The organism is Enterococcus sp. AZ062 (assembly GCF_051715065.1).
Lineage (GTDB): Bacteria > Bacillota > Bacilli > Lactobacillales > Enterococcaceae > Enterococcus_B > Enterococcus_B mundtii.
Genome location: NZ_JBIOTB010000001.1, coordinates 1,016,414 through 1,037,580 on the forward strand (window position 1 = coordinate 1,016,414; position 21,167 = coordinate 1,037,580).

The following is a 21,167-nucleotide window of genomic DNA, read 5'->3' on the forward strand; positions in this document are numbered from 1 at the left end:
CGAATGGCTATTTTTATTGCAAAGAAAATCGCTTTATGATACCATTTTAACGTGGCTACCTTTAGCCACGTTTTTTTCTTTAAAAAAATAAAAATATAAATGAATAAGGAGAGAATGCGATTATGAATGCTGACCCTGAGAGTCAGTCGCTGTTAGCGCAAATTTTATTATTGATCATTTTGACATTGATCAATGCTTTTTTAGCAGCTTCCGAAATTGCAGTTGTATCGATCAATAAAAATCGGATCGAACAAAAAGCGGAAGAAGGAGATGTTAAATCTAAAAAGCTTTTAAAAATATTGCAGAACCCAAATAACTTCCTATCAACTATCCAAGTAGGAATCACTTTGGTCAATATTTTATCTGGTGCATCTTTAGCTAATACTTTATCCGTAAGATTAGCCCCACTATTAGGTGGCGGTGCCGCAGCAAGAAGTATTGCAAATATTATCGTACTGGCTATTTTGACCTATGTTTCGATTGTTTTTGGAGAATTATACCCGAAAAGGATCGCTTTGAATAAATCAGAAGAGGTAGCGAATTTTACCTCAGGTATGATCCGAATGATTGGTGTCGTAGCGAAACCTTTCGTGTGGCTATTGTCTGCATCTACCAGCTTGTTGGCACGGATAACACCAATGACTTTTGATGATGAAGATTCAAAGATGACCCGCGACGAAATGCGGTATATGCTTGAAAACGAAGGGGTATTGAACAACGAAGAGTTGGAAATGCTTCAAGGTGTCTTTTCCTTAGACACAAAAGTTGCAAGGGAAGTAATGGTTCCTCGAACAGATGCTTTTATGATCGACATTAATGACTCCATTGAAGAAAATGTCAACGAAGTACTATCGGAGAATTACTCAAGAATTCCTGTTTATAATGAAGACAAAGATAAAGTTGTTGGAATTCTTCATACGAAAAATTTATTAAAAGCTGCCCATAAATTTGGGTTTGAACACTTAGAAATCAAAAAAATCATTCAGGAACCACTTTTTGTTCCAGAAACGATTTTTATTGATGATCTATTATATGAAATGAAAAAAACACAAAATCAAATGGCGATCCTGTTAGACGAATATGGGGGAGTCGTAGGTTTAGCGACATTAGAAGACTTACTTGAAGAAATCGTTGGAGAAATCGATGATGAGTCAGACGAAGTAGAAAATCTCTACGAACAAGTCGGTGACTATGAGTATATCATCCAAGGTCGCATGTTGATCGATGAATTTAATGAGGCGTTTGAAAGTAATCTTCACATGAGTGATGTGGATACGATGGCCGGCTATTTGATCACAGCTTTAGGTATGATTCCCGATGAAGGAGAAAAACTTTCATTTGATGTTGAAAATATTACCTTGATTTCTGAAGAAATGGAAGGTTCAAGAGTACTTAAAATTCGTGTGATCTTCCATGATCCAGAAGAAATAGAAGCTGAACCTGAAGAAGAACGTCGCTATTTCAAAAAAGATTTTGAAGATGACGAACCGCGAAGATAAAGCACCTTCGATGATCTTTTAACGAAACAAAGAGCGGATATATCACTTGCTGTATGAAGTGATGTATCTGTTCTTTTTTTGGAGATATCGAATGAAAAGAAAAAGTAAAACTGTTTCGCTTACTTTTTCAAATTGAAGATCCATGCTATACTATTTGAGTTGAAGAAAAGGATAGAGGAACTATCGAATAGTCGAAGGGGTTCTCTTTTATGAAGCAATAGACAAATGAAGAATGGAGTAAATTTATGAACAATCCAGAATTAAAACAGCAAGTGGACAATCGACGCACATTTGCGATCATTTCCCATCCGGATGCGGGGAAAACAACGATCACCGAACAACTGCTTTTATTCGGTGGTGCGATTCGCCAAGCAGGAACGGTCAAAGGGAAGAAAACAGGTAATTTTGCAAAATCTGACTGGATGGAAATCGAAAAACAACGTGGGATTTCTGTTACTAGTTCCGTGATGCAATTTGATTATCACGGTAAAAGAGTCAATATTCTAGACACACCTGGGCATGAAGATTTCTCAGAAGATACGTATCGTACGTTGATGGCTGTCGATAGTGCAGTCATGGTCATAGATAGTGCAAAAGGGATCGAGGCACAAACCAAAAAACTTTTCCAAGTAGTTAAAAGAAGAGGTATCCCTATTTTCACTTTCATCAATAAGTTGGACCGAGATGGTCGAGAACCGCTTGATCTATTAGAAGAATTAGAAGAGTTATTAGATATCGAATCTTGCCCAATGAATTGGCCAATTGGTATGGGTAAAGGATTGGAAGGATTATACGATATCCATCATAACCGAGTAGAATTCTATCGTCCTGAGAATTATCAAGATGAACGCTTAGCTCAATTAGATGAAGAGGGCCACTTGCCAGAAAATCATCCCCTAAGAAATAATTCATTGTACGAGCAAGTATTAGAAGAAGTAGAGCTGTTAAAAGAAGCCGGGGATTCCTTTAATGAAGAAAAAATTGCACGAGGAGAGCAGACGCCAGTATTTTTTGGTTCAGCTTTGACTAATTTCGGTGTTCAGACGTTTTTAGAAACATTCGTTGATTTGGCGCCATCTCCTTACGGACACAAAACCCGTGAAGATCAAGTAGTCAGCCCTTATGAACAAGAGTTTTCTGGTTTCGTCTTTAAGATCCAAGCCAATATGAATCCAGCTCACCGAGATCGTATTGCATTTGTACGGATTTGCTCAGGGACTTTTGAACGTGGAATGGACGTTTCATTGGAACGGACGAACAAAAAATTGAAATTGAGTAATGTCACGCAGTTTATGGCAGATGCCAGAGAAAACGTTGAAAATGCTGTAGCAGGAGATATCATTGGTGTATATGATACCGGAAATTATCAAATCGGCGACACATTATATGAAGGAAAACTAAAAGTAGCTTATGAAGAATTACCTTCATTTACGCCTGAGCTTTTCATGAAAGTAACGGCTAAAAATGTGATGAAACAAAAATCATTCCACAAAGGAATCAATCAATTGGTACAAGAAGGTGCCATCCAATTATATAAAACCTATGTGACTGAAGAATACATCATCGGGGCTGTTGGACAATTGCAATTTGAAGTTTTCCAATATCGGATGTTGAATGAGTACAATGCAGAAGTGATCATGTCGCCAATGGGTAACAAGATTGCTCGTTGGATCGAGCCAGAAGATCTGGATGAGAAAATGAGTTCGAGTCGTAATATCTTAGCGAGAGATCGCTTTGATCAACCGCTATTCTTATTTGAGAACCAGTTTGCAGAGCGTTGGTTTGCTGACAAGTATCCAAACGTAAAATTAAAAAGTTTGATGTAATCAGTGATTCTCGTTACTCGTCAGTTGCTTTATTTTTAACATAAAGCTTAAAAATATTCATTTAGCATATAAAAAAAACAAACACACGGCGATTCATGTTTTCAGTGAATTGTCGTGTGTTTGTTTTGGATTTTAACGTTTTTTTGGTTATTTTGAAAAAATCAATTATAATCAAATAAAAAAATAGATTAGAATATTTTTGCGTATATATATATAAAATAAGCAAAGAAAGTAGGGAACAAATGGAAACAGAAATCGAAAAAAAACAGCGTATTGAAAGAAAAAAAGCAAAAATGCGTCGAGTATGTCAAATGTTGGATATTGAGAACTGGGAAAAAAATGAACGGATCGTCAAAGAAATCCGCTCGATCATCCAAGCGGATCGACCTGTAAAGGGGAGGGAAGTTGGAAATAGGAAAAAGAAAAAAAGGGAATGCCAAGTGCCGTCGACAAAACCCTTTTGATTCATGATTTAGTTTTTATATCTACATAGCAATTGGTGCATCTAAATTTCTTTTTGGAATAGAGATTTCTACTAATCCCGGTAACTCGATCACTTGGATGTCTTCAGGATGGTACTCAGCGTCATGGATTTTTTTTAAGAAGTAGTGTTGGATTTCTTCAATTTCCTTTGGTTGGATATTGCGATTTTCATTCATCAGAACGATTTCGTTGTGCTCAGGAGCTTCTGTATAAATAACGGTTGTATTTCCTGCGGTATACACCTTGACCATATGTGCATCTGTATTTTCCAACTGATTCAAAACTAATCGTGAATGGCTGTTTGTTACATTAACTAGTTTCATGGCGCTCACCTCTCTTATGTATTTAAGAAATAACTTACATTAATTATAATTTTTTTTTAGTAAAATGAACAGCATTTTGTCTTCTTAAATTTGAATGGAAGAGAAAAAATCGTTACTTTCTTTTCCAAAAATAAAAACAAAAGCGGAGAGTGGCAAACTCTCCGCTCGATTTTTACTACCATTCCAATATGGAATTACTCTGTCGATTCGTTGTTTGCTTCTTTGACTAAACGTTCAGGTTTAGACGTAATGACGATTTTGTCGTCTTTATCTAATTTTGCTTTAAGATCTGAGATCGTTGGATGATCAAGATAGAATTCGGCAATGCCGTCTTCAATTTGTTCTTGGATCGTCCGACGTAATGGTCGGGCACCCATTGCTGGATCGTAACCAAGATCAACCAGCTTTTCTTTGACATTCGTAGGAACGTCCACATGTAATTGTTGAGCCGCCAACAATTGGTTGACATCATCAAGCATGAGAGTAACGATCGTCATCAAGTTTTCTTTTGATAAAGCACTGAACTCGATGATTCCATCAAAACGATTCAAGAATTCTGGTGTGAAATAGTTATTCAATTGATTCAAGATAGAACGAGTCACACCTTCACGAGCAGCACCAAAGCCAACATTGGCTTCTACTTTTCCAGTTCCTGCATTACTTGTCATGATGATGATTGTATCTTTGAAGCTGACTGTACGACCTTGCGCATCGGTTAAACGTCCATCATCTAAGATTTGTAGGAACATGTGTAAGACATCTGGATGTGCTTTTTCTACTTCATCAAGCAAAACCAAACTATACGGATTTCTACGTACTTTTTCAGTCAATTGACCAGCTTCTTCATAGCCGACATAGCCTGGAGGAGAACCAATCAATTTTGCGACACTGTGTTTTTCCATGTATTCTGACATATCGAAACGAATCATTGACTCTTCAGATCCAAATAATTCGTAGGCTAGTTGCTTCGCTAATTCTGTCTTACCAACACCAGTAGGACCAACAAATAAGAAAGAACCAATTGGACGGTTTTTCTTACTTAAACCAACTCGATTACGACGAATGGCTTTGGCTACCCGATCAACCGCATTATCTTGCCCAATCACATGTTTTTTCAAGTCGTCTGCTAAGTTTTTCAATTGGGTTTGTTCTTTTTCTTTTAATTCACCAACAGGGATGCCTGTCCGTTGTTCAACGATTTTTTCCATGTCTTTCTCAGAGATCACTGGGATTTCTTCTTCTGAAAGTTGACGTTCTTGCATTTTTTTCAATTTATTGATTTGATCGCGATAATAAGCTGCTTTTTCGAAATCTTCTTCTTTAGAAGCCAACAACTTTTGTTCTTCCGCTTCTTCTAATTTCTTTTCGATCATTTTTGGATCAACGATTTGGATCGTCAAGTTTTTCTTAGATCCTGTTTCATCCAGTAAATCAATGGCTTTATCCGGTAAAAAGCGATCTTGGATATAACGATTGGACAATCTAGCCGCAGCTTCGATCGCAGCATCTGTATATTTGACGTGATGGTAGTCTTCATAGCGCTTTTGCAATCCTTGTAAAATACTGATTGTTTCATCTACAGAAGGTTCATCGACACGAACAGGTTGCATCCGGCGCTCTAACGCAGCATCTTTTTCAATGATTCGGTATTCATTCAATGTTGTTGCCCCAACCATTTGTAATTCGCCACGAGCTAACGCGGGTTTTAGTATATTTCCGGCATCCATGTTACCATCACCAGCTGAACCAGCCCCAACGATTTCATGAACTTCATCTATAAATAAAATGACATTTTCTGCTTGTCTGATTTCTTCAATCAGTTTTTGCATCCGTTCTTCAAATTGTCCTCTGATTCCTGTTCCTTGGACAAGTGAAACAACATCTAAACGAATTACTTCTTTATCTAGTAATTTTTGTGGAACATCGCCATCAACGATTTTTTGAGCGAGTCCTTCAACCACAGCCGTTTTACCGACACCTGGTTCCCCGATCAATACAGGGTTGTTCTTTGTACGGCGATTCAAGATTTCAATCACGCGCTTGATTTCATCATCTCGACCGATGACTGGATCGATTTCACCTTGGCGCGCTTCTTCTGTGATATTGATACCGTATTCGCCTAAAAGACCATCTGAAGCGGGGCCTTGTGGTGGTTGTCCACCATTGAAGTTGTTGTTCCCACCAAATTGAGTAGGGGGAGTTTGTTCATAATTTCCTTGTTGTTGCATTTGACGAGACATCGAACGAAACAGATCGTCCAGACTCCCAAAGCCAAATGGATCATTTTGGGCCATACTTGTTAGACCTCCATTTTGCTGATTTTTGATTTTTTGGTAACAGCTCTGACAATAGTCAAGTTGTGTACGTTGGCCATTGACAGTCGCATACAAGTGAATCGTTGCTTCATTTTTTCCACAGTTTTGACAAAGCATAAAACATTCACGTCCTTTCAAACATTGGTCATTAAGTCTATTTTACATCGCGCCTATCTTTGGGTAAAAGAATAACACTCGATTAACAAACCTTATAAAAGTCATACCTTGTTGACCATTACTGACCATTTAATTTTATTATACTAATTTTTTGAATAGACGCAAGCAATTGATTCTTTTGTTCAGGCAATGTGACAAAACATTTGGGTACGAGTCTCAAGTTGTCGTCGAATCTGTAGGGGAATATAGCTAAAATCTCATGAATGGTTCAACCACTCGACAATCACTGAGGGGCGAGACGGTTTATTAGATATAAAAAAACATGGAATTTATTAAAACAGGAATAATCGTAACTACACATGAAACAGTTCTACAGAATAGTTTACTGGATTTTCTCTCAATTTAAATGAAAACTGTTGTATCTAAGGAAAAAAAATGGTAATCTTTACAGATGAAAGGGTTCATCTGATTAGTTCTATCATGGATTGCTAAAAAAGAAAACCCTCACATAAAAACAACACTCACTTAAAGGAGACCGATTAATATGGAAAAGAAAGAATTTCACGTAGTAGCAGAAACTGGGATCCACGCACGTCCAGCTACACTATTAGTACAAACAGCAAGCAAATTTAACTCTGATGTAAACTTAGAGTATAAAGGTAAATCAGTAAACTTAAAATCTATCATGGGCGTTATGTCTTTAGGTGTAGGTCAAGGTTCTGACGTTACTATCACTGCTGAAGGTGCTGACGAAGCTGACGCTATGGCAGCTATCGTTGAAACAATGAAGAAAGAAGGCTTATCTGAATAATGGTTGAAATGCTAAAAGGGATCGCCGCTAGTGACGGAGTAGCCGTTGCAAAAGCTTACCTGCTAGTTCAACCGGATTTATCATTCAGTAAGACGACAGTTGAGGATACTTCAGCTGAAGAAGCTCGCTTAGATGATGCTTTAGCAAAATCAACTGAAGAATTACAACAAATTCGTGAAAAAGCAGCGCAAAGCTTAGGTGAAGCAGAAGCGCAAGTATTTGACGCACATTTAATGGTTCTTTCAGATCCTGAAATGATAGGTCAAATCAAACAAAACATCAAAGATAACAGTGTAAATGCTGAATCAGCTCTTAAAGAAGTAACGGATATGTATATCGGTATGTTCGAAGCAATGGAAGATAATGCTTACATGCAAGAACGTGCAGCAGATATTCGTGACGTTGCAAAACGTATTTTAGCACATCTTCTAGGTGTGACTTTACCAAACCCTTCAATGATCAATGAAGAAGTTGTTGTCGTGGCGCATGATTTGACACCAAGTGACACTGCTCAATTAGATCGTAACTTCGTAAAAGCTTTTGTAACAGATATCGGTGGACGTACATCGCATTCTGCAATCATGGCTCGTTCTCTTGAAATTCCAGCAATCGTTGGAACAAAAGAAATCACTGCGAAGGTAAAAGAAGGCGTAATGTTAGCTGTTAATGGGATCGAAGGCGATGTAGTCATTGAGCCAACAGCAGAACAAAAAGCCGAATTTGAAAAAATCGGTGCAGATTATGCTGCACAAAAAGCAGAATGGGAAAAACTGAAACATGCTGAGACAGTGACTGCCGATGGCAAACACTTTGAATTAGCAGCCAACATTGGTACACCTAAAGATTTAGTTGGTGTGCACAACAATGGTGGTGAAGCAGTTGGACTTTATCGTACTGAATTCCTTTATATGGATTCACCAGATTTTCCTACTGAAGAAGACCAATACGTTGCTTACAAAGCAGTATTGGAAGGAATGGAAGGAAAACCTGTCGTTGTTCGTACAATGGATATCGGTGGAGATAAAGAATTACCATACTTGCAATTGCCGCATGAAATGAATCCTTTCTTAGGATACCGTGCATTACGTATCAGCTTGTCAGAACAAGGTGACGATATGTTCCGTACGCAAATGCGTGCGTTATTACGTGCCTCTGTACATGGAAACTTGCGTATCATGTTCCCAATGGTTGCTACACTAAAAGAATTCCGTGGTGCAAAAGCAATCTTTGAAGAAGAAAAACAAAAATTAGTAAATGAAGGCATTGAAGTCTCTGATTCGATCCAAGTGGGGATCATGATCGAGATTCCAGCTGCAGCCGTTATTGCGGATAAATTTGCTAAAGAAGTAGACTTCTTCTCAGTAGGAACAAACGACTTGATCCAATACACAATGGCAGCTGACCGTATGAACGAACGTGTTTCATACTTGTACCAACCATACAACCCATCAATTCTACGTTTGATCAAAAACGTCATTGATGCAGCACATGCTGAAGGTAAATGGGCTGGTATGTGTGGAGAAATGGCCGGCGATCAAATGGCTGTTCCTTTACTAGTAGGTATGGGATTAGATGAGTTCTCAATGAGTGCAACATCGATCTTAAAAACACGTAGCTTGATGAAACGTTTAGATACAAGCAAAATGGCGGAACTAGCGGATCGTGCCCTAAATGAGTGCGATACAATGGAAGAAGTCGTAGAACTTGTCAATGAATATCTAGCTTGATTTTCAGAACAGGCACAGTATTTTGCTGTGCCTGTTTTTTTGTCTTCTTGCAATAATAAATAAAATTCCGTTCCAACTTACAAGTTTGTTGGGAAAAAATCGGACTTAAGGTTGAGTGACAGCTTTCACGCTGTGTTATAATATAAGAGTGAGGGGGAACGTAGATGAAGGTATTATTATATTTTGAAAGTGAGAAGATACTTTCTAAGTCCGGCATTGGTCGTGCACTTGATCACCAAAAGCGTGCGCTTAAAGATGTAGGGATCTCCTATACTTTAGATAGTAAAGAAGACTATGATATTTTGCACATCAATACATATGGTATCAATAGTCACAACATGGTCAACAAAGCGCGTAGAAACGGTAAAAAAATTATTTATCATGCGCATTCAACGGAGGAGGATTTTCGTAATTCCTTTATCGGTTCGAATCAATTAGCACCATTTGTAAAAAAATATTTAGTCGGGTTGTATGAAAAGGCAGATTACTTGATTACACCAACTCCATATTCAAAAAAATTGTTACAAAGTTATGGCATCGATTTACCTATTCAATCGATTTCCAATGGGATCGATTTGGAAAAATACCAACCAGACCCTGTCAAAGAACAAAAATTCAGGGAGTACTTCAATCTTTCACCTGATCAAAAAGTGATTATTTGTGTAGGACTGTTCTTTGAAAGAAAAGGAATCATTGATTTTGTTGAAATAGCCAAACAATTACCAGAATATACATTCATCTGGTTTGGTCATGTGCCGATGTACTCGATCCCAAGTAATATCCGAAAAATAGTGAAAGAAGATCATCCCGATAATGTCATTTTTCCAGGCTATATTCGAGGAGAAATCATCGAAGGAGCTTACTCAGGAGCAGATCTGTTCTTTTTCCCTTCTTATGAAGAAACGGAAGGTATTGTGGTACTGGAAGCTTTAGCAAGTAAACAAAATGTGTTAGTACGTGATATTCCAGTCTATGATGGCTGGCTAGAAGACCAAAAAAATTGTTATATGGGGCGAAACAATGAAGAGTTTTCAAAACTCATTCAAAAAATCATTCAACATGAAGTACCTAGTTTAGTTGAATCTGGCTATCAAACGGCTGAAGAACGAAGTATCAAAAGAATTGGTCAACAACTTCAATCCGTTTATCAACAAGTGCTAAAGGCATCCGATTCTTCAGATGAACAAATGCAAGAATCAAAATAAAGGTAGTTTGGAGGCGAAAAAAGATGAAAATCGGCTTTTTTACCGATACCTATTTTCCACAGGTAAGTGGTGTAGCTACATCGATCAAGACATTAAAAGAAGAACTCGAAAAAATGGGACATGACGTATATATATTTACGACAACAGATCCCAATGCAGACAAGTTAGAAAAAGATGTGATTCGTATGCCAAGTGTTCCTTTTGTATCATTCAAAGAACGTCGAGTAGTGGTACGAGGAATGTGGTACGCCTATTTAGTGGCAAAAGAATTAGAGTTAGATCTTATCCATACTCACACTGAGTTTGGAGCGGGTGTTCTTGGCAAGATGGTCGCAAAAAAATTAAAAATCCCATCGATTCATACGTATCACACGATGTATGAAGATTACCTGCATTATATTGCAAAAGGGAAAGTGATTCGACAATCCCATGTCAAATACTTATCTCGTCTATTTGTGAACCATACGACAGGTGTGGTTTGCCCAAGTGAGCGTGTGATCGAGACATTGCGAAGCTATGGGGTGACAGCGCCATTACGAGTGATACCAACAGGGATCGATATCGAAAAATTTAAACGTCCAGAAATCACACAAGAACAAATCAATGAATTACGTACCTCATTAGGAGTAAAAGAAAACGGCTTGATGATTTTATCTTTAAGTCGAATCTCTTATGAAAAAAATATCCAAGCGTTGATCCAAGGGTTTCCAGAAGTCATCAAACACTATCCAGATGCACGACTAATCATAGTCGGAAATGGGCCTTATGTTGAGCAACTAAAAGAACTGATCACGTCGCTGAATTTAGCTGATGTGGTTCAATTTACTGGAGAAGTCGATAACAATGACGTCGCATTCTATTATCGGGCGGCTGATTATTTTGTGTGTGCTTCGACATCGGAAACACAAGGATTGACGTATACAGAAGCAATGGCAGCTGGTACACCATGTGTAGTTGAAGGAAATGATTATTTGAATCGTTTATTTGATCATGCTTCCCTTGGCCGAACATTTGAACGAGATGAAGACTTTGCACCTGCACTTATTGATTATATTGAAAGCAAAGTTGAAAAAAATCCAGAAGTGTTTGAAAAGAAACTTTACGAGATCTCTGCTACTCATTTTGGTCAATCAATGATCGAATTTTATGAAGATATGCTTGTGTATTACAAAGAAGAGATGCGTAAAAAAGAAGAAGAAGCATCCATTGAGCGGATTAAAATTAAATTAAATTCTTTCAAAAAATAAAAAAACAGTGAATAATCCTAAAAAAATCCTTGTTTCTAGCGTATACTAGCATAGAAACAAGGATTTTATCGTTTAGGAGGGCAAAAGATGAAAATTGGTTTTATCGGCACAGGAGTTATGGGAAGCGCGATTGTTCGTCATTTACAAAAAGCTGGCCATGAACTGACTGTTTATAATCGTACGAAAACAAAAGCTGCGCCACTTATGGAAGAAGGAGCAGTATGGGCAGATAGTCCACAAGAAGTAGCTGAGATGAGCCAAGTCATCTTTACAATGGTTGGCTATCCTCAAGATGTGGAAGAAATCTATTATGGTGAGAAAGGCATTTTCCAAGCAGGCGTAAAGGGGAAAACAGTCATAGATTTGACGACAAGTACGCCAACACTTGCTGAAAAAATTGCAACAAGCGCACAAGAGCTTGGAGCAGAAGCCTTGGATGCCCCTGTCTCAGGAGGCGATCTAGGTGCAAAAAATGGCACCTTAACGATCATGGTGGGTGGAAAAGAGAATGTCTACGAGCAAGTATTACCACTATTTCGTGAGTTTGGAACAACATTTACGTTACATGGTTCAGCTGGAAAAGGACAACACACAAAAATGGCAAACCAGATCATGATTGCCGGAACAATGACTGGCATGACAGAGATGCTCGTTTATGCACAGAAAGCTGACTTAGACTTAGAAAAAGTGATTGCGACGCTTTCAGGCGGTAGTGCGGCAAATTGGTCATTGAGTAATTATGCACCTCGTATTTTACAAGAGAATTATACACCAGGATTTTTTGTCAAACATTTTATCAAAGATTTGAAGATTGCTTTAGCCGAAGCAGAAAAAGTAGGGTTGGACTTACTAGCGACCAAAGAAGCCCGAAAGCTATATGAACAGTTAGCAGAAAAGGGTTTCGAGAACGATGGAACGCAAGCATTGATCAAGCTTTGGTGGGAAGATGGTAGACAGCCGAAAAAAAAATCCTAAAAAACTAGTTTTTTTGGAGAAAATCAATGCAAGTCGACGATGCTTTTGATACAATATAACAGAACTAAGAAAAGGAGGACCTCCGATGGCACATTCACAATTAGTCGCAATCATTAAACGACTGGAGGCTATGGTCGAATCAGCAGACAATGAGCTGCAAGTTCGTCGCTTTGAAAAAGAGGGCGTAGAAAAATGCACCGTAACTTATGATAAAGCGACAGAAACATTTGAACTAACTGAAACAGACACACATCAACAATACGAATTCGACAATATCGATATCGTTGCGATGGAGATCTATGATTTGATTCAATAAGATTTCGAGCTAGCTAAAAGAGCCTGGGATTCAACCAATCGGTTGGATTCCAGACTCTTTTTTTGTTTCCTGTTCGTCTTTTGTCAGTTTACGTTGGTAGCTGATCAAGATTTGAACAGGATCGATTTCTTCTTGAGACAGTTGTCGCTTGAGTGACAACCTATTGTCCTTTTCATAATAGAAATGAGGTGCTTGTCCAGGGGCTGTGATCGTTGTGTCAGCCACTTGACCGTACGAAACCAAGAAATGCTTGATCTTGGTCTCATCGCTAGCTAACGGCATGCTCAATGTGATTCTCGGTGTTCGTAAAAATTTTTTTTGTTCTTGTATCCGACCAGTAAAGTACGTGATCAATTCGATATCCCGTTGTAGAATAGCTGCCTTCTCAAAATTAAGCTGTTCAATAAAATGCAATTGTCGTTTTTTTAAATAGCCTAACAATTTTTTGTTTCTTCCTTGCAATAGACCTTGGATCTCTTTCTTTTTTTGTTCAAAGCTCAGTGTCTTCATTTCAGGAAGTTGGACTTGTAACGCCAAATGACTGATTTCAGAAAGCCAAGGCATTTGATAGTTTTCTTCGATGATTCGAAGGATACTAGGCATTTTTTTATAAAGGCGAAAAGGTCCGTAAGTTCTTGCGGTAGGAATATTCGTGAGAAAAAGACCATCGGATTGAATATGTAAATAGTTATAGTTGTCAAAATAATTCATCCGACGATTGTAGATAGGGCGATAGTGTTGGATCAATTGACACTCTAATAATAAGGCATCTAGTTCAGTATCAACGACAACGATCTCAAAATCTGCAATCGAACGAACCAAGCGCAAGACTTTTTTCGAGTGTTGTTTATTTTGATGAAAGTACGTACTTACGCGATTTTTTAAATTTTTAGCTTTACCCACATAAATGATTTTTCCATCGCTATTTTTCATCAAGTAAACACCAGGTAATAAAGGTAGGTTTTTTACTTTCTCTTTTAAGTGCATAAGCGCTCCCCTAATTGAATTTGAACTAAAAAGATTATAACAGATTTAAAAAAATGAACAATAAAAGGGATTATATTTTATAAATAAATTAGAGAGATACTTTGATAATCAAAATATTTTTTTGTTCTTTTATTTTAATTTTTAGAGGTTAAAAGGTTGATATTAAAGCATTTTGTCATAAGTTTAAAATAAAAAAAAATTAATAATGCAAAAAAATCTAGTTAAAAGGTTGCATTTTGAAAAAAGTTAAGATATAGTTTGAACATCAAAAGATTTGATAATCAAACTAATTTTAGTGGATGGTGGAACATGGAACCTGATTTTAATACAGTAAATGATTATCTCGTTAGTGTCTTCAATGATATTTTGACGATCGAAGAATCCGAATTAAAAAAGTCACAATTCAAAGATCTGTCGATTACAGAGATGCATACGATCGAGGCAATCGGTATGTACAAGAAAAAGACAACTTCAGAAGTAGCCAAAGAACTGTCGATTACTGTTGGGACCTTGACCACTGCTATCAACAAGTTAGTTAGGAAAGGCTACGTTGAGCGTATCCGTAGTGAAGACGACCGACGAGTGGTGAAGCTGGGGTTGACCAAAAAAGGTAAGTTACTTTACCGCGTGCATCAGCATTTCCATCGTGAAATGGTCAAAAACATTATGGATGGTATGGCTACCGACGAACAACAAGCTTTGCTGTCTGCATTGAAAAACTTGCATGATTTCTTGCGAGATTACAAGTGAGGAAGTTTAATGGAACAATTTGGAACGATCACAGCAACGGCAAGTTTCTTACCGGAAAAAATCATCACAAACGATGATCTCTCAAAAATGATGGACACTTCGGATGAATGGATTTCAACCCGTACAGGAATCAAAGAGAGACATTGTGTGACCGAGCAGGAGACTTCCGATTTGTGTTACCTCGTTGCCGAAAAATTACTAAAGAAAAAAACACTCGATCCAAAGGAACTCGATTTTATTATCGTTGCTACGATGTCGCCTGATTATACATCGCCTTCTGTAGCAACTTTAGTTCAAGGAAGGATCGGCGCAACCAAAGCAATCGCATTTGATATCAGCGCCGCATGTTCAGGGTTTGTTTATGCTTTGAGTGTTGCAGAGAAACTGATTCGCTGTGGCTCAATGAAAGGTTTAGTAATTGGTGGCGAAACATTATCTAAACTGATCGATTGGACGGATCGTTCAACCGCTGTCTTGTTTGGTGATGGTGCTGGTGGGGTTTTGTTAGAAGCTGGCTCAAATCAAAAATTAGTGAGAGAATCGCTAGCGGCAGATGGTTCGCGTGCGCAATCCCTTACTTCTGGCTATCTACCAAATCGATCGCCTTTATACACGAAAGATTCAGAAGGTTCTTACTATTTAAAAATGGTTGGACGGGATATTTTTGACTTTGCTGTAAGAGACGTTGCGATGAACATCAAGGAACTCATTCAAGACACACCTGTTGATTATCTGCTTTTGCATCAGGCAAACTTACGAATTATCGAAAAGATTGCTCGCAAAGTAAAAATTCCCCAGGAGCAATTTCTAACGAACATGGATAAATATGGCAATACTTCCGCAGCAAGCATCCCGATTCTTTTAGATGAAGCGATAGAAAGCGGAAAAATTACCTTAGGTCAACAACAAAAAGTGGTATTTACAGGTTATGGTGGAGGATTGACATGGGGAAGTATCCTCATGGAACTATAAACTGATAAAAATAAAAAATATAAAATAAAGAAACAATATCGGAGGAATTATCATATGGTATTCGAAAAAATTCAAGAAATCATTGCGGAAGAATTAGGGAAAGACGCAGAAGAAATCAAATTAACGACAAACATCCAAGAAGACCTTGAAGCAGATAGCTTGGATTTATTCCAAATCATCAACGAAATCGAAGATGAATTTGATGTGAAAATCGAAACAGAAGACGGCATCAAAACAGTTCAAGATTTAGTCACTTATGTTGAAAAACAAACTGCATAATCATCAAGATTAGGTTGGGGGCTGGGACATTTTCCGAAAAAGGAATGTCTTAGCCTTTTTTTAAATGAAACAAAAAGCTATCTATCCTGAATATAAATTGGAGACTATGATGAAAACAGCATTTTTATTTAGCGGACAAGGTGCACAATACCAAGGAATGGGTCAAGACCTCTACCATGAACCCATTGTGAAACAGACTTTTGATGAAGCTAGTCAGATCTTGGGCTATGATATGGCGGAGCTTTGTTTTTCAACAAATGAACGTTTGGATCAAACAATCTATACGCAGCCGGCTATTTTGACTGTCAGCATTGCGTTCTATCGTTTGCTGAAAGAACATGGGATCACTCCTCAAGCCGTTTTAGGGCTTAGTTTAGGTGAGTATTCTGCTTTAGTAGCCAGTGGTGGGCTCTCCTTTAGTGAAGCAGTCGCATTGGTCGAAAAAAGAGGCACGTTTATGACAGACGCTGCACCTACCGGTAGTGGGAAAATGGTAGCTGTGATGAACGCACCGGTGGATGTCATCGAGAGCTGTTGTAAGCAGGCGGAAGAAACGGGGATCGTTTCCCCCGCAAATTACAATACACCTCAGCAAATCGTCATCGGAGGGGAAGAAAAAGCAGTGGATCAAGCGGTGGCACTATTACAAGAACAAGGGATCAAACGAATGATTCCACTCAATGTAAGTGGCCCTTTCCATACAGCAATCTTAGAACCTGCTGCTAGACAATTAGCGGAGGAACTAAGCAAGATCGTTTTTTCAGAACCTGAAATACCTGTGATCAGCAACACCACGACAGAGATCATGACGAAAGAAAGAATTCCAGGTTTACTTGAACAACAAGTGATGAAACCCGTTCGTTTTTACGAAAGTATCGAAAAACTTAAAGATTTAGGGATCGATCAAGTGGTCGAAGTCGGGCCCGGTAAAGTATTAAGTGGCTTTATGAAAAAAATCGACAAGTCGATCGCCGTTGCACGTGTGGAGAATCAACAAACATTTGAAGAAACAATCAATCGATTGTCATAGGAGGCAAGTTATGGACGTAACTGGAAAAAATGTATTTATTACAGGCAGTACACGAGGAATCGGTGAAGCGATCGCTTTAGCCTTTGCCAAAGCAGGCGCAAACATCTTTTTAAATGGTCGTGGAGAGATCCCAGCCGAAAAAATCAATGCGATCAAAGCGCATGGGGTTGAATGTGTAGGGATCACAGGTGATATCTCCGATTATGACAAAGCAGGAGAGATGATCAAAGAAGCAGAACAGCAGTTGGGTTCTGTCGATATTTTGGTCAATAATGCGGGAGTTACGAATGATAAACTTGTCCTACGTATGGATGCAGATGATTTCAAAAAATGTTTGGATATCAATCTAACAGGAACTTTCAATATGACACAGCACGTGCTAAAGAAAATGATGAAAAAAAGAGAAGGCGCGATCATCAATCTTTCAAGTGTTTCAGGATTGATCGGTAACTTGGGTCAAGCCAATTATGCAGCAAGTAAAGCAGGGGTTGTCGGTTTCACTAAATCTGTGGCAAGAGAAGTTGCCACACGAGGAATCACATGTAATGTGATTGCTCCGGGGTTTGTCACTACAGATATGACAGATGTATTATCCGAAAAAGTAAGAGAACAAGCAGAAAAACAAATTCCAATGCAACGTTTCGGCCAAGTGGAAGATATTGCGGAAGCCGCATTGTTCTTAGCGAAAAGTTCGTATATCACAGGTCAAGTCATCAATGTTGACGGCGGATTGGTCATGCACGGATAGGGAGGAAAATTTATGAATCGAGTAGTAATTACAGGTTATGGAGTCACTTCACCGATCGGTAATGATGCAGATAGTTTTTTAGCTAGTTTAAAAGCTGGGACAAATGGCATTGCACCGATCACAAAATTTGATGCAACAGACACAGGAATCACTTTAGCAGGTGAAGTGAAAGACTTTCCTTTTGATAAATATTTTGTAAAAAAAGATAGCAAACGTATGGATATGTTTTCAATCTACGGCATTTATGCTGCAATGGAAGCATTGACAATGAGTGGAATTGAAAAAGAAACGATCAACCAAGATCGTTTTGGCGTTATCGTTGGCTCTGGGATCGGTGGGTTACCAACGATCGAAAGCCAAGTCATCCGCATGCACGACAAAGGAGCAAATCGTGTATCACCAATGTTTGTTCCAATGTCGATCGCCAATATGGCAGCTGGTAATATTGCGCTACGTGTAGGGGCGAAAGGAATTTGTACGTCGATCGTGACTGCTTGTGCCAGTGGAACGAATGCCATTGGTGAAGCATTCCGCAACATCAAACATGGTTATTCCGATATCATTCTTGCAGGTGGAACAGAAGCAACGATCTGTGAAATGGGGATCGCCGGATTTGCGGCATTGACTGCTTTGTCAACATCGACAGATCCTGAGCGTGGTTCGATGCCATTTGATGAAGACCGTAATGGCTTTGTCATGGGTGAAGGGGCAGGAGTATTAGTTCTTGAATCACTGGAACATGCACAAGCTCGTGGCGCAAAAATCTATGGTGAAGTTGTGGGTTACGGCTCAAATTGTGATGCTTACCATATGACAGCTCCGACACCAGATGGTTCTGGTGCCTCAAAAGCAATGAAATTGGCGATGGAAGAAGCGGGGATCGATGCTAAAGAAGTGGGCTATATCAATGCACACGGAACAAGTACACCAGCAAATGATCAAGCAGAAGCTAAAGCGATCCAAATCGCTTTAGGAGACTCTTTCAAAGAAACCTATGTCAGCAGTACGAAATCAATGACTGGACACTTATTAGGTGCTGCAGGTGGGATTGAGGCGCTTGCTACTTTGATGGCGTTAGAACATCAGTTTATTCCACCAAACATCAATGTTGAAAAACAAGATCCTGAAATCGATCTGAACGTTGTGATCAATGAAAGTAAACCAGCTGAACTGTCTTATGCCATGAGTAATTCACTAGGATTTGGTGGACATAATGCTGTATTATGTATGAAACGCTGGGAGGAATAATGTTGAAGATCAATGAAATCAAAGAATTAGTCAGTCAATTTGATCAGTCAACTTTAACAGAATTTGACTTGAAAGACGGACAATTTGAATTATATATGAATAAAAATGAAATGAGTCGGGGAATGGGACAAACAGTACCAACAATGAGTCCTTCTGAACCTCAACCTCAACAAGTTGTACCGGCTTTACCAAAAGAAGAAAGCCATTCTATTCAAGCAGAAGCAGTTGCGCCGACAATTGATGGGACTGAAGTGAAATCACCAATCGTTGGAATCGTCTATCTACAACCATCTCCTGACAAGCCAGCATTCAAAAAAGTAGGAGACAAAGTTTCTAAGGGTGAAGTGATCTGTATCATCGAAGCAATGAAATTGATGAACGAAGTAACCAGTGATGTCGATGGTGAGATCGTTGCGATCTTGATCGACAATGAAGAAGTCGTAGAATACGGACAACCACTCTTTATCATCCAACCAAATTAAGCCAAGGAGAACCAGACCTATGAATATACAAGAAATCAAAGAAATCATCCCTCATCGCTATCCGCTGTTGCTGATTGATCGAGTGGAAGAAATCGTCGAAGGTGAACGGATCGTTGCTAAAAAAAATGTGACGATCAATGAACCTTTTTTCCAAGGACATTTTCCAGAAGAACCTGTGATGCCTGGGGTTTTGATCGTAGAAGCGATGGCCCAAGCAGGAGCAGTAGCTCTATTATCATTGGAACAGTTCAAAGGAAAAACTGCTTACTTTGGCGGATTAGATAAAGCGAAGTTTCGTAAAAAAGTGACTCCTGGAGATACGTTGATATTAGAAGTGGAAATCACTAAAATCAAGTCTTCTGCAGGAATAGGCAAAGGAATTGCAAAAGTGGACGGCAAAAAAGTTGCTGAAGCTGAATTAACCTTTATGATTGGATAGGTGAGTTATGTTTTCAAAAGTCTTGATAGCAAATCGCGGCGAAATAGCCGTACGGATCATTCGTGCCTGCCGTGAGCTTGGAATCCAAACCGTTGCGGTCTATTCTGAAGCGGATGCGGAGGCATTACACACACAATTAGCAGATGAAGCCGTCTGCATCGGTCCTGCAAGAGCAACAGATTCCTATTTGAATGTACAAGCAGTTCTAAGTGCAGCCATCGTTACAAAAGCAGAAGCAATCCATCCTGGATTTGGATTCTTATCAGAGAACAGTCGATTTGCTTCGATGTGTGAAGAATGTAATATCGTCTTTATTGGACCTAAAAGCAAAACGATCGATGATATGGGAAATAAAATCAACGCACGTCAGTTGATGCAACAAGCAGATGTTCCTGTGATCCCAGGTAGTGATGGTGTGCTATCGACTGTTGAAGAAGCACTGGAAGTGGCAGAAAAAATTGGCTATCCAGTGATGCTCAAAGCCGCCGCTGGTGGTGGCGGTAAAGGAATCCGCAAAGTCTTGTCAAAAGAAGAATTACCACAACATTTTTCATCCGCCCAACAAGAGGCAGCAGCTGCTTTTGGTAACGATGATATGTATTTGGAAAAAATCATTTATCCCGCAAGACATATTGAAGTGCAAATATTAGGTGATCAATTTGGTCATGTTCTGCATCTAGGTGAACGTGATTGTTCCTTACAACGAAATAATCAAAAAGTCTTAGAAGAATCACCATCTGTTGTGATCTCTGAAGAAAAACGAAATCACTTAGGTGCAGCAGCTGTTAGAGCAGCAAAGGCAGTGAACTATGAAAATGCAGGAACGATCGAATTTTTAATGGATGAATCCGGTGATTTTTATTTTATGGAAATGAACACCCGCATCCAAGTTGAACATCCAGTAACAGAAATGGTCACAAATATCGATCTTGTCAAAAAACAAATCGAGGTTGCGGCCGGACGACCACTAGAGATCCAACAAGAAGATATCATTTTCCAAGGGCATGCGATCGAATGCCGGATCAATGCAGAAAATCCAGCATTTCATTTCGCTCCTTCACCAGGCAAAATCAAGAATTTGTTGCTACCAGCTGGTGGTATGGGATTAAGGGTCGATAGTGCGGTTTATTCAGGTTACACGATTCCCCCTTATTATGATTCAATGATTGCTAAGGTCATCGTACATGGCGATACACGTTTCGATGCGTTGATGAAAATGCAACGGGCATTGAGCGAGATCGTGACAGATGGCGTGATCACGAATGCTGAATTCCAAATGGATCTGATCAGTCACCCTGCAGTGATTGCTGGTGATTACAGTACCGCATTCTTACAAGAAGAGTTTTTACCAAACTGGATTCCCGAGACGGAGATAGGAGACGAATAAG

General features: G+C 38.9%; 21 protein-coding genes. 18 read left to right on the forward strand and 3 right to left on the reverse strand.

Annotated elements, in window-relative coordinates; genetic code table 11:
- Positions 1-122 precede the first annotated feature (122 nt).
- The 3 genes from IGJ00_RS04770 (at position 123) to IGJ00_RS04780 (ending at position 3,789) form a co-directional block, all read left to right on the forward strand.
- Positions 123-1,499: a hemolysin family protein gene (locus IGJ00_RS04770; RefSeq protein WP_071865988.1), complete on the forward strand. Its 1,377-nt coding sequence runs from the start codon at positions 123-125 to the stop codon at positions 1,497-1,499.
- A gap of 245 nt (positions 1,500-1,744) precedes the next feature.
- Complete coding sequence (locus IGJ00_RS04775; protein WP_071865989.1) at positions 1,745-3,325, forward strand: peptide chain release factor 3; 1,581 nt, start codon at positions 1,745-1,747, stop codon at positions 3,323-3,325.
- 242 nt (positions 3,326-3,567) lie between these two features.
- A complete protein-coding gene (locus IGJ00_RS04780) occupies positions 3,568-3,789 on the forward strand; it encodes a flagellar motor switch protein (RefSeq protein ID WP_071865990.1) in 222 nt (73 codons plus the stop codon).
- A 21-nt stretch (positions 3,790-3,810) separates the two neighbouring features.
- On the opposite strand, the gene IGJ00_RS04785 is transcribed toward IGJ00_RS04780, so the two are convergent.
- Together IGJ00_RS04785 and IGJ00_RS04790 are read right to left on the reverse strand one after the other, a co-directional pair.
- The gene (locus tag IGJ00_RS04785) at positions 3,811-4,131 is read right to left on the reverse strand and encodes a DUF1827 family protein (protein ID WP_071865991.1); all 321 of its coding nucleotides are present in this window, start codon (positions 4,129-4,131) and stop codon (positions 3,811-3,813) included.
- 194 nt (positions 4,132-4,325) lie between these two features.
- Positions 4,326-6,563 (reverse strand): AAA family ATPase, encoded by a 2,238-nt coding sequence (locus IGJ00_RS04790; RefSeq protein ID WP_438844152.1) that lies wholly within the window; start codon positions 6,561-6,563, stop codon positions 4,326-4,328.
- A gap of 544 nt (positions 6,564-7,107) precedes the next feature.
- Between IGJ00_RS04790 and IGJ00_RS04795 the strand changes: the two genes are divergently transcribed.
- From IGJ00_RS04795 to IGJ00_RS04820, 6 genes are all read left to right on the forward strand, one after another.
- Positions 7,108-7,374: a phosphocarrier protein HPr gene (locus tag IGJ00_RS04795; RefSeq protein ID WP_002287602.1), complete on the forward strand. Its 267-nt coding sequence runs from the start codon at positions 7,108-7,110 to the stop codon at positions 7,372-7,374.
- The gene (gene ptsP / locus IGJ00_RS04800) at positions 7,374-9,101 is read left to right on the forward strand and encodes a phosphoenolpyruvate--protein phosphotransferase (RefSeq protein ID WP_019723966.1); all 1,728 of its coding nucleotides are present in this window, start codon (positions 7,374-7,376) and stop codon (positions 9,099-9,101) included. The genes IGJ00_RS04795 and ptsP overlap by 1 nt, the downstream gene beginning before the upstream one ends.
- Positions 9,102-9,265: 164 nt before the next feature.
- Complete coding sequence (locus tag IGJ00_RS04805) at positions 9,266-10,306, forward strand: glycosyltransferase family 4 protein (RefSeq protein WP_071865993.1); 1,041 nt, start codon at positions 9,266-9,268, stop codon at positions 10,304-10,306.
- A 23-nt stretch (positions 10,307-10,329) separates the two neighbouring features.
- Positions 10,330-11,553, forward strand: a complete 1,224-nt coding sequence (locus IGJ00_RS04810) for a glycosyltransferase family 4 protein (protein WP_438844153.1) — start codon at positions 10,330-10,332, stop codon at positions 11,551-11,553.
- A gap of 87 nt (positions 11,554-11,640) precedes the next feature.
- Entirely contained in the window at positions 11,641-12,528 is an 888-nt protein-coding gene (locus IGJ00_RS04815; protein ID WP_438844154.1) for an NAD(P)-dependent oxidoreductase, read from the forward strand.
- A gap of 85 nt (positions 12,529-12,613) precedes the next feature.
- Entirely contained in the window at positions 12,614-12,844 is a 231-nt protein-coding gene (locus tag IGJ00_RS04820; protein WP_010735881.1) for a YkuJ family protein, read from the forward strand.
- Positions 12,845-12,874: 30 nt separating this feature from the next.
- Here IGJ00_RS04820 and IGJ00_RS04825 read toward each other — a convergent pair whose 3' ends face one another.
- Positions 12,875-13,831 (reverse strand): GIY-YIG nuclease family protein, encoded by a 957-nt coding sequence (locus IGJ00_RS04825; RefSeq protein WP_074799762.1) that lies wholly within the window; start codon positions 13,829-13,831, stop codon positions 12,875-12,877.
- Positions 13,832-14,140: 309 nt separating this feature from the next.
- Between IGJ00_RS04825 and fabT the strand changes: the two genes are divergently transcribed.
- The 9 genes from fabT (at position 14,141) to IGJ00_RS04870 (ending at position 21,166) form a co-directional block, all read left to right on the forward strand.
- Positions 14,141-14,581, forward strand: coding sequence for a fatty acid biosynthesis transcriptional regulator FabT (fabT, locus tag IGJ00_RS04830; RefSeq protein ID WP_010735879.1), 441 nt, complete (start codon positions 14,141-14,143; stop codon positions 14,579-14,581).
- A 9-nt stretch (positions 14,582-14,590) separates the two neighbouring features.
- Positions 14,591-15,553 (forward strand): beta-ketoacyl-ACP synthase III, encoded by a 963-nt coding sequence (locus tag IGJ00_RS04835; protein ID WP_071865997.1) that lies wholly within the window; start codon positions 14,591-14,593, stop codon positions 15,551-15,553.
- 54 nt (positions 15,554-15,607) lie between these two features.
- The gene (locus tag IGJ00_RS04840) at positions 15,608-15,832 is read left to right on the forward strand and encodes an acyl carrier protein (protein WP_034688440.1); all 225 of its coding nucleotides are present in this window, start codon (positions 15,608-15,610) and stop codon (positions 15,830-15,832) included.
- A gap of 109 nt (positions 15,833-15,941) precedes the next feature.
- Positions 15,942-16,862 (forward strand): ACP S-malonyltransferase, encoded by a 921-nt coding sequence (gene fabD, locus IGJ00_RS04845; RefSeq protein ID WP_438844155.1) that lies wholly within the window; start codon positions 15,942-15,944, stop codon positions 16,860-16,862.
- A gap of 10 nt (positions 16,863-16,872) precedes the next feature.
- Positions 16,873-17,610: a 3-oxoacyl-[acyl-carrier-protein] reductase gene (gene fabG, locus IGJ00_RS04850; protein ID WP_071865998.1), complete on the forward strand. Its 738-nt coding sequence runs from the start codon at positions 16,873-16,875 to the stop codon at positions 17,608-17,610.
- A gap of 12 nt (positions 17,611-17,622) precedes the next feature.
- On the forward strand, positions 17,623-18,858 hold the full coding sequence (fabF, locus tag IGJ00_RS04855; protein ID WP_010735874.1) for a beta-ketoacyl-ACP synthase II: 1,236 nt from the start codon (positions 17,623-17,625) through the stop codon (positions 18,856-18,858).
- Between the two features lie 2 nt (positions 18,859-18,860).
- Entirely contained in the window at positions 18,861-19,340 is a 480-nt protein-coding gene (gene accB, locus IGJ00_RS04860; RefSeq protein WP_438844156.1) for an acetyl-CoA carboxylase biotin carboxyl carrier protein, read from the forward strand.
- 19 nt (positions 19,341-19,359) lie between these two features.
- Positions 19,360-19,779: a 3-hydroxyacyl-ACP dehydratase FabZ gene (gene fabZ, locus IGJ00_RS04865; RefSeq protein WP_010735872.1), complete on the forward strand. Its 420-nt coding sequence runs from the start codon at positions 19,360-19,362 to the stop codon at positions 19,777-19,779.
- 7 nt (positions 19,780-19,786) lie between these two features.
- Positions 19,787-21,166, forward strand: coding sequence for an acetyl-CoA carboxylase biotin carboxylase subunit (locus IGJ00_RS04870; protein WP_071866000.1), 1,380 nt, complete (start codon positions 19,787-19,789; stop codon positions 21,164-21,166).
- Position 21,167 lies beyond the last annotated feature (1 nt).

Excerpts from the sequence above, each read along its gene's own strand:
- IGJ00_RS04790 (WP_438844152.1), bottom strand. The coding sequence starts at position 6,563 with ATGCTTTGTCAAAACTGTGGAAAAAATGAAGCAACGATTCACTTGTAT.
- fabG (WP_071865998.1), top strand. The coding sequence starts at position 16,873 with ATGGACGTAACTGGAAAAAATGTATTTATTACAGGCAGTACACGAGGA.
- fabZ (WP_010735872.1), top strand. The coding sequence starts at position 19,360 with ATGAATATACAAGAAATCAAAGAAATCATCCCTCATCGCTATCCGCTG.
- fabD (WP_438844155.1), top strand. The coding sequence starts at position 15,942 with ATGAAAACAGCATTTTTATTTAGCGGACAAGGTGCACAATACCAAGGA.
- ptsP (WP_019723966.1), top strand. The coding sequence starts at position 7,374 with ATGGTTGAAATGCTAAAAGGGATCGCCGCTAGTGACGGAGTAGCCGTT.
- IGJ00_RS04785 (WP_071865991.1), bottom strand. The coding sequence starts at position 4,131 with ATGAAACTAGTTAATGTAACAAACAGCCATTCACGATTAGTTTTGAAT.
- fabT (WP_010735879.1), top strand. The coding sequence starts at position 14,141 with ATGGAACCTGATTTTAATACAGTAAATGATTATCTCGTTAGTGTCTTC.
- IGJ00_RS04775 (WP_071865989.1), top strand. The coding sequence starts at position 1,745 with ATGAACAATCCAGAATTAAAACAGCAAGTGGACAATCGACGCACATTT.
- fabF (WP_010735874.1), top strand. The coding sequence starts at position 17,623 with ATGAATCGAGTAGTAATTACAGGTTATGGAGTCACTTCACCGATCGGT.
- IGJ00_RS04840 (WP_034688440.1), top strand. The coding sequence starts at position 15,608 with ATGGTATTCGAAAAAATTCAAGAAATCATTGCGGAAGAATTAGGGAAA.
- IGJ00_RS04805 (WP_071865993.1), top strand. The coding sequence starts at position 9,266 with ATGAAGGTATTATTATATTTTGAAAGTGAGAAGATACTTTCTAAGTCC.
- IGJ00_RS04835 (WP_071865997.1), top strand. The coding sequence starts at position 14,591 with ATGGAACAATTTGGAACGATCACAGCAACGGCAAGTTTCTTACCGGAA.
- IGJ00_RS04770 (WP_071865988.1), top strand. The coding sequence starts at position 123 with ATGAATGCTGACCCTGAGAGTCAGTCGCTGTTAGCGCAAATTTTATTA.
- IGJ00_RS04795 (WP_002287602.1), top strand. The coding sequence starts at position 7,108 with ATGGAAAAGAAAGAATTTCACGTAGTAGCAGAAACTGGGATCCACGCA.
- IGJ00_RS04815 (WP_438844154.1), top strand. The coding sequence starts at position 11,641 with ATGAAAATTGGTTTTATCGGCACAGGAGTTATGGGAAGCGCGATTGTT.
- IGJ00_RS04825 (WP_074799762.1), bottom strand. The coding sequence starts at position 13,831 with ATGCACTTAAAAGAGAAAGTAAAAAACCTACCTTTATTACCTGGTGTT.
- IGJ00_RS04870 (WP_071866000.1), top strand. The coding sequence starts at position 19,787 with ATGTTTTCAAAAGTCTTGATAGCAAATCGCGGCGAAATAGCCGTACGG.
- IGJ00_RS04810 (WP_438844153.1), top strand. The coding sequence starts at position 10,330 with ATGAAAATCGGCTTTTTTACCGATACCTATTTTCCACAGGTAAGTGGT.
- IGJ00_RS04820 (WP_010735881.1), top strand. The coding sequence starts at position 12,614 with ATGGCACATTCACAATTAGTCGCAATCATTAAACGACTGGAGGCTATG.
- IGJ00_RS04780 (WP_071865990.1), top strand. The coding sequence starts at position 3,568 with ATGGAAACAGAAATCGAAAAAAAACAGCGTATTGAAAGAAAAAAAGCA.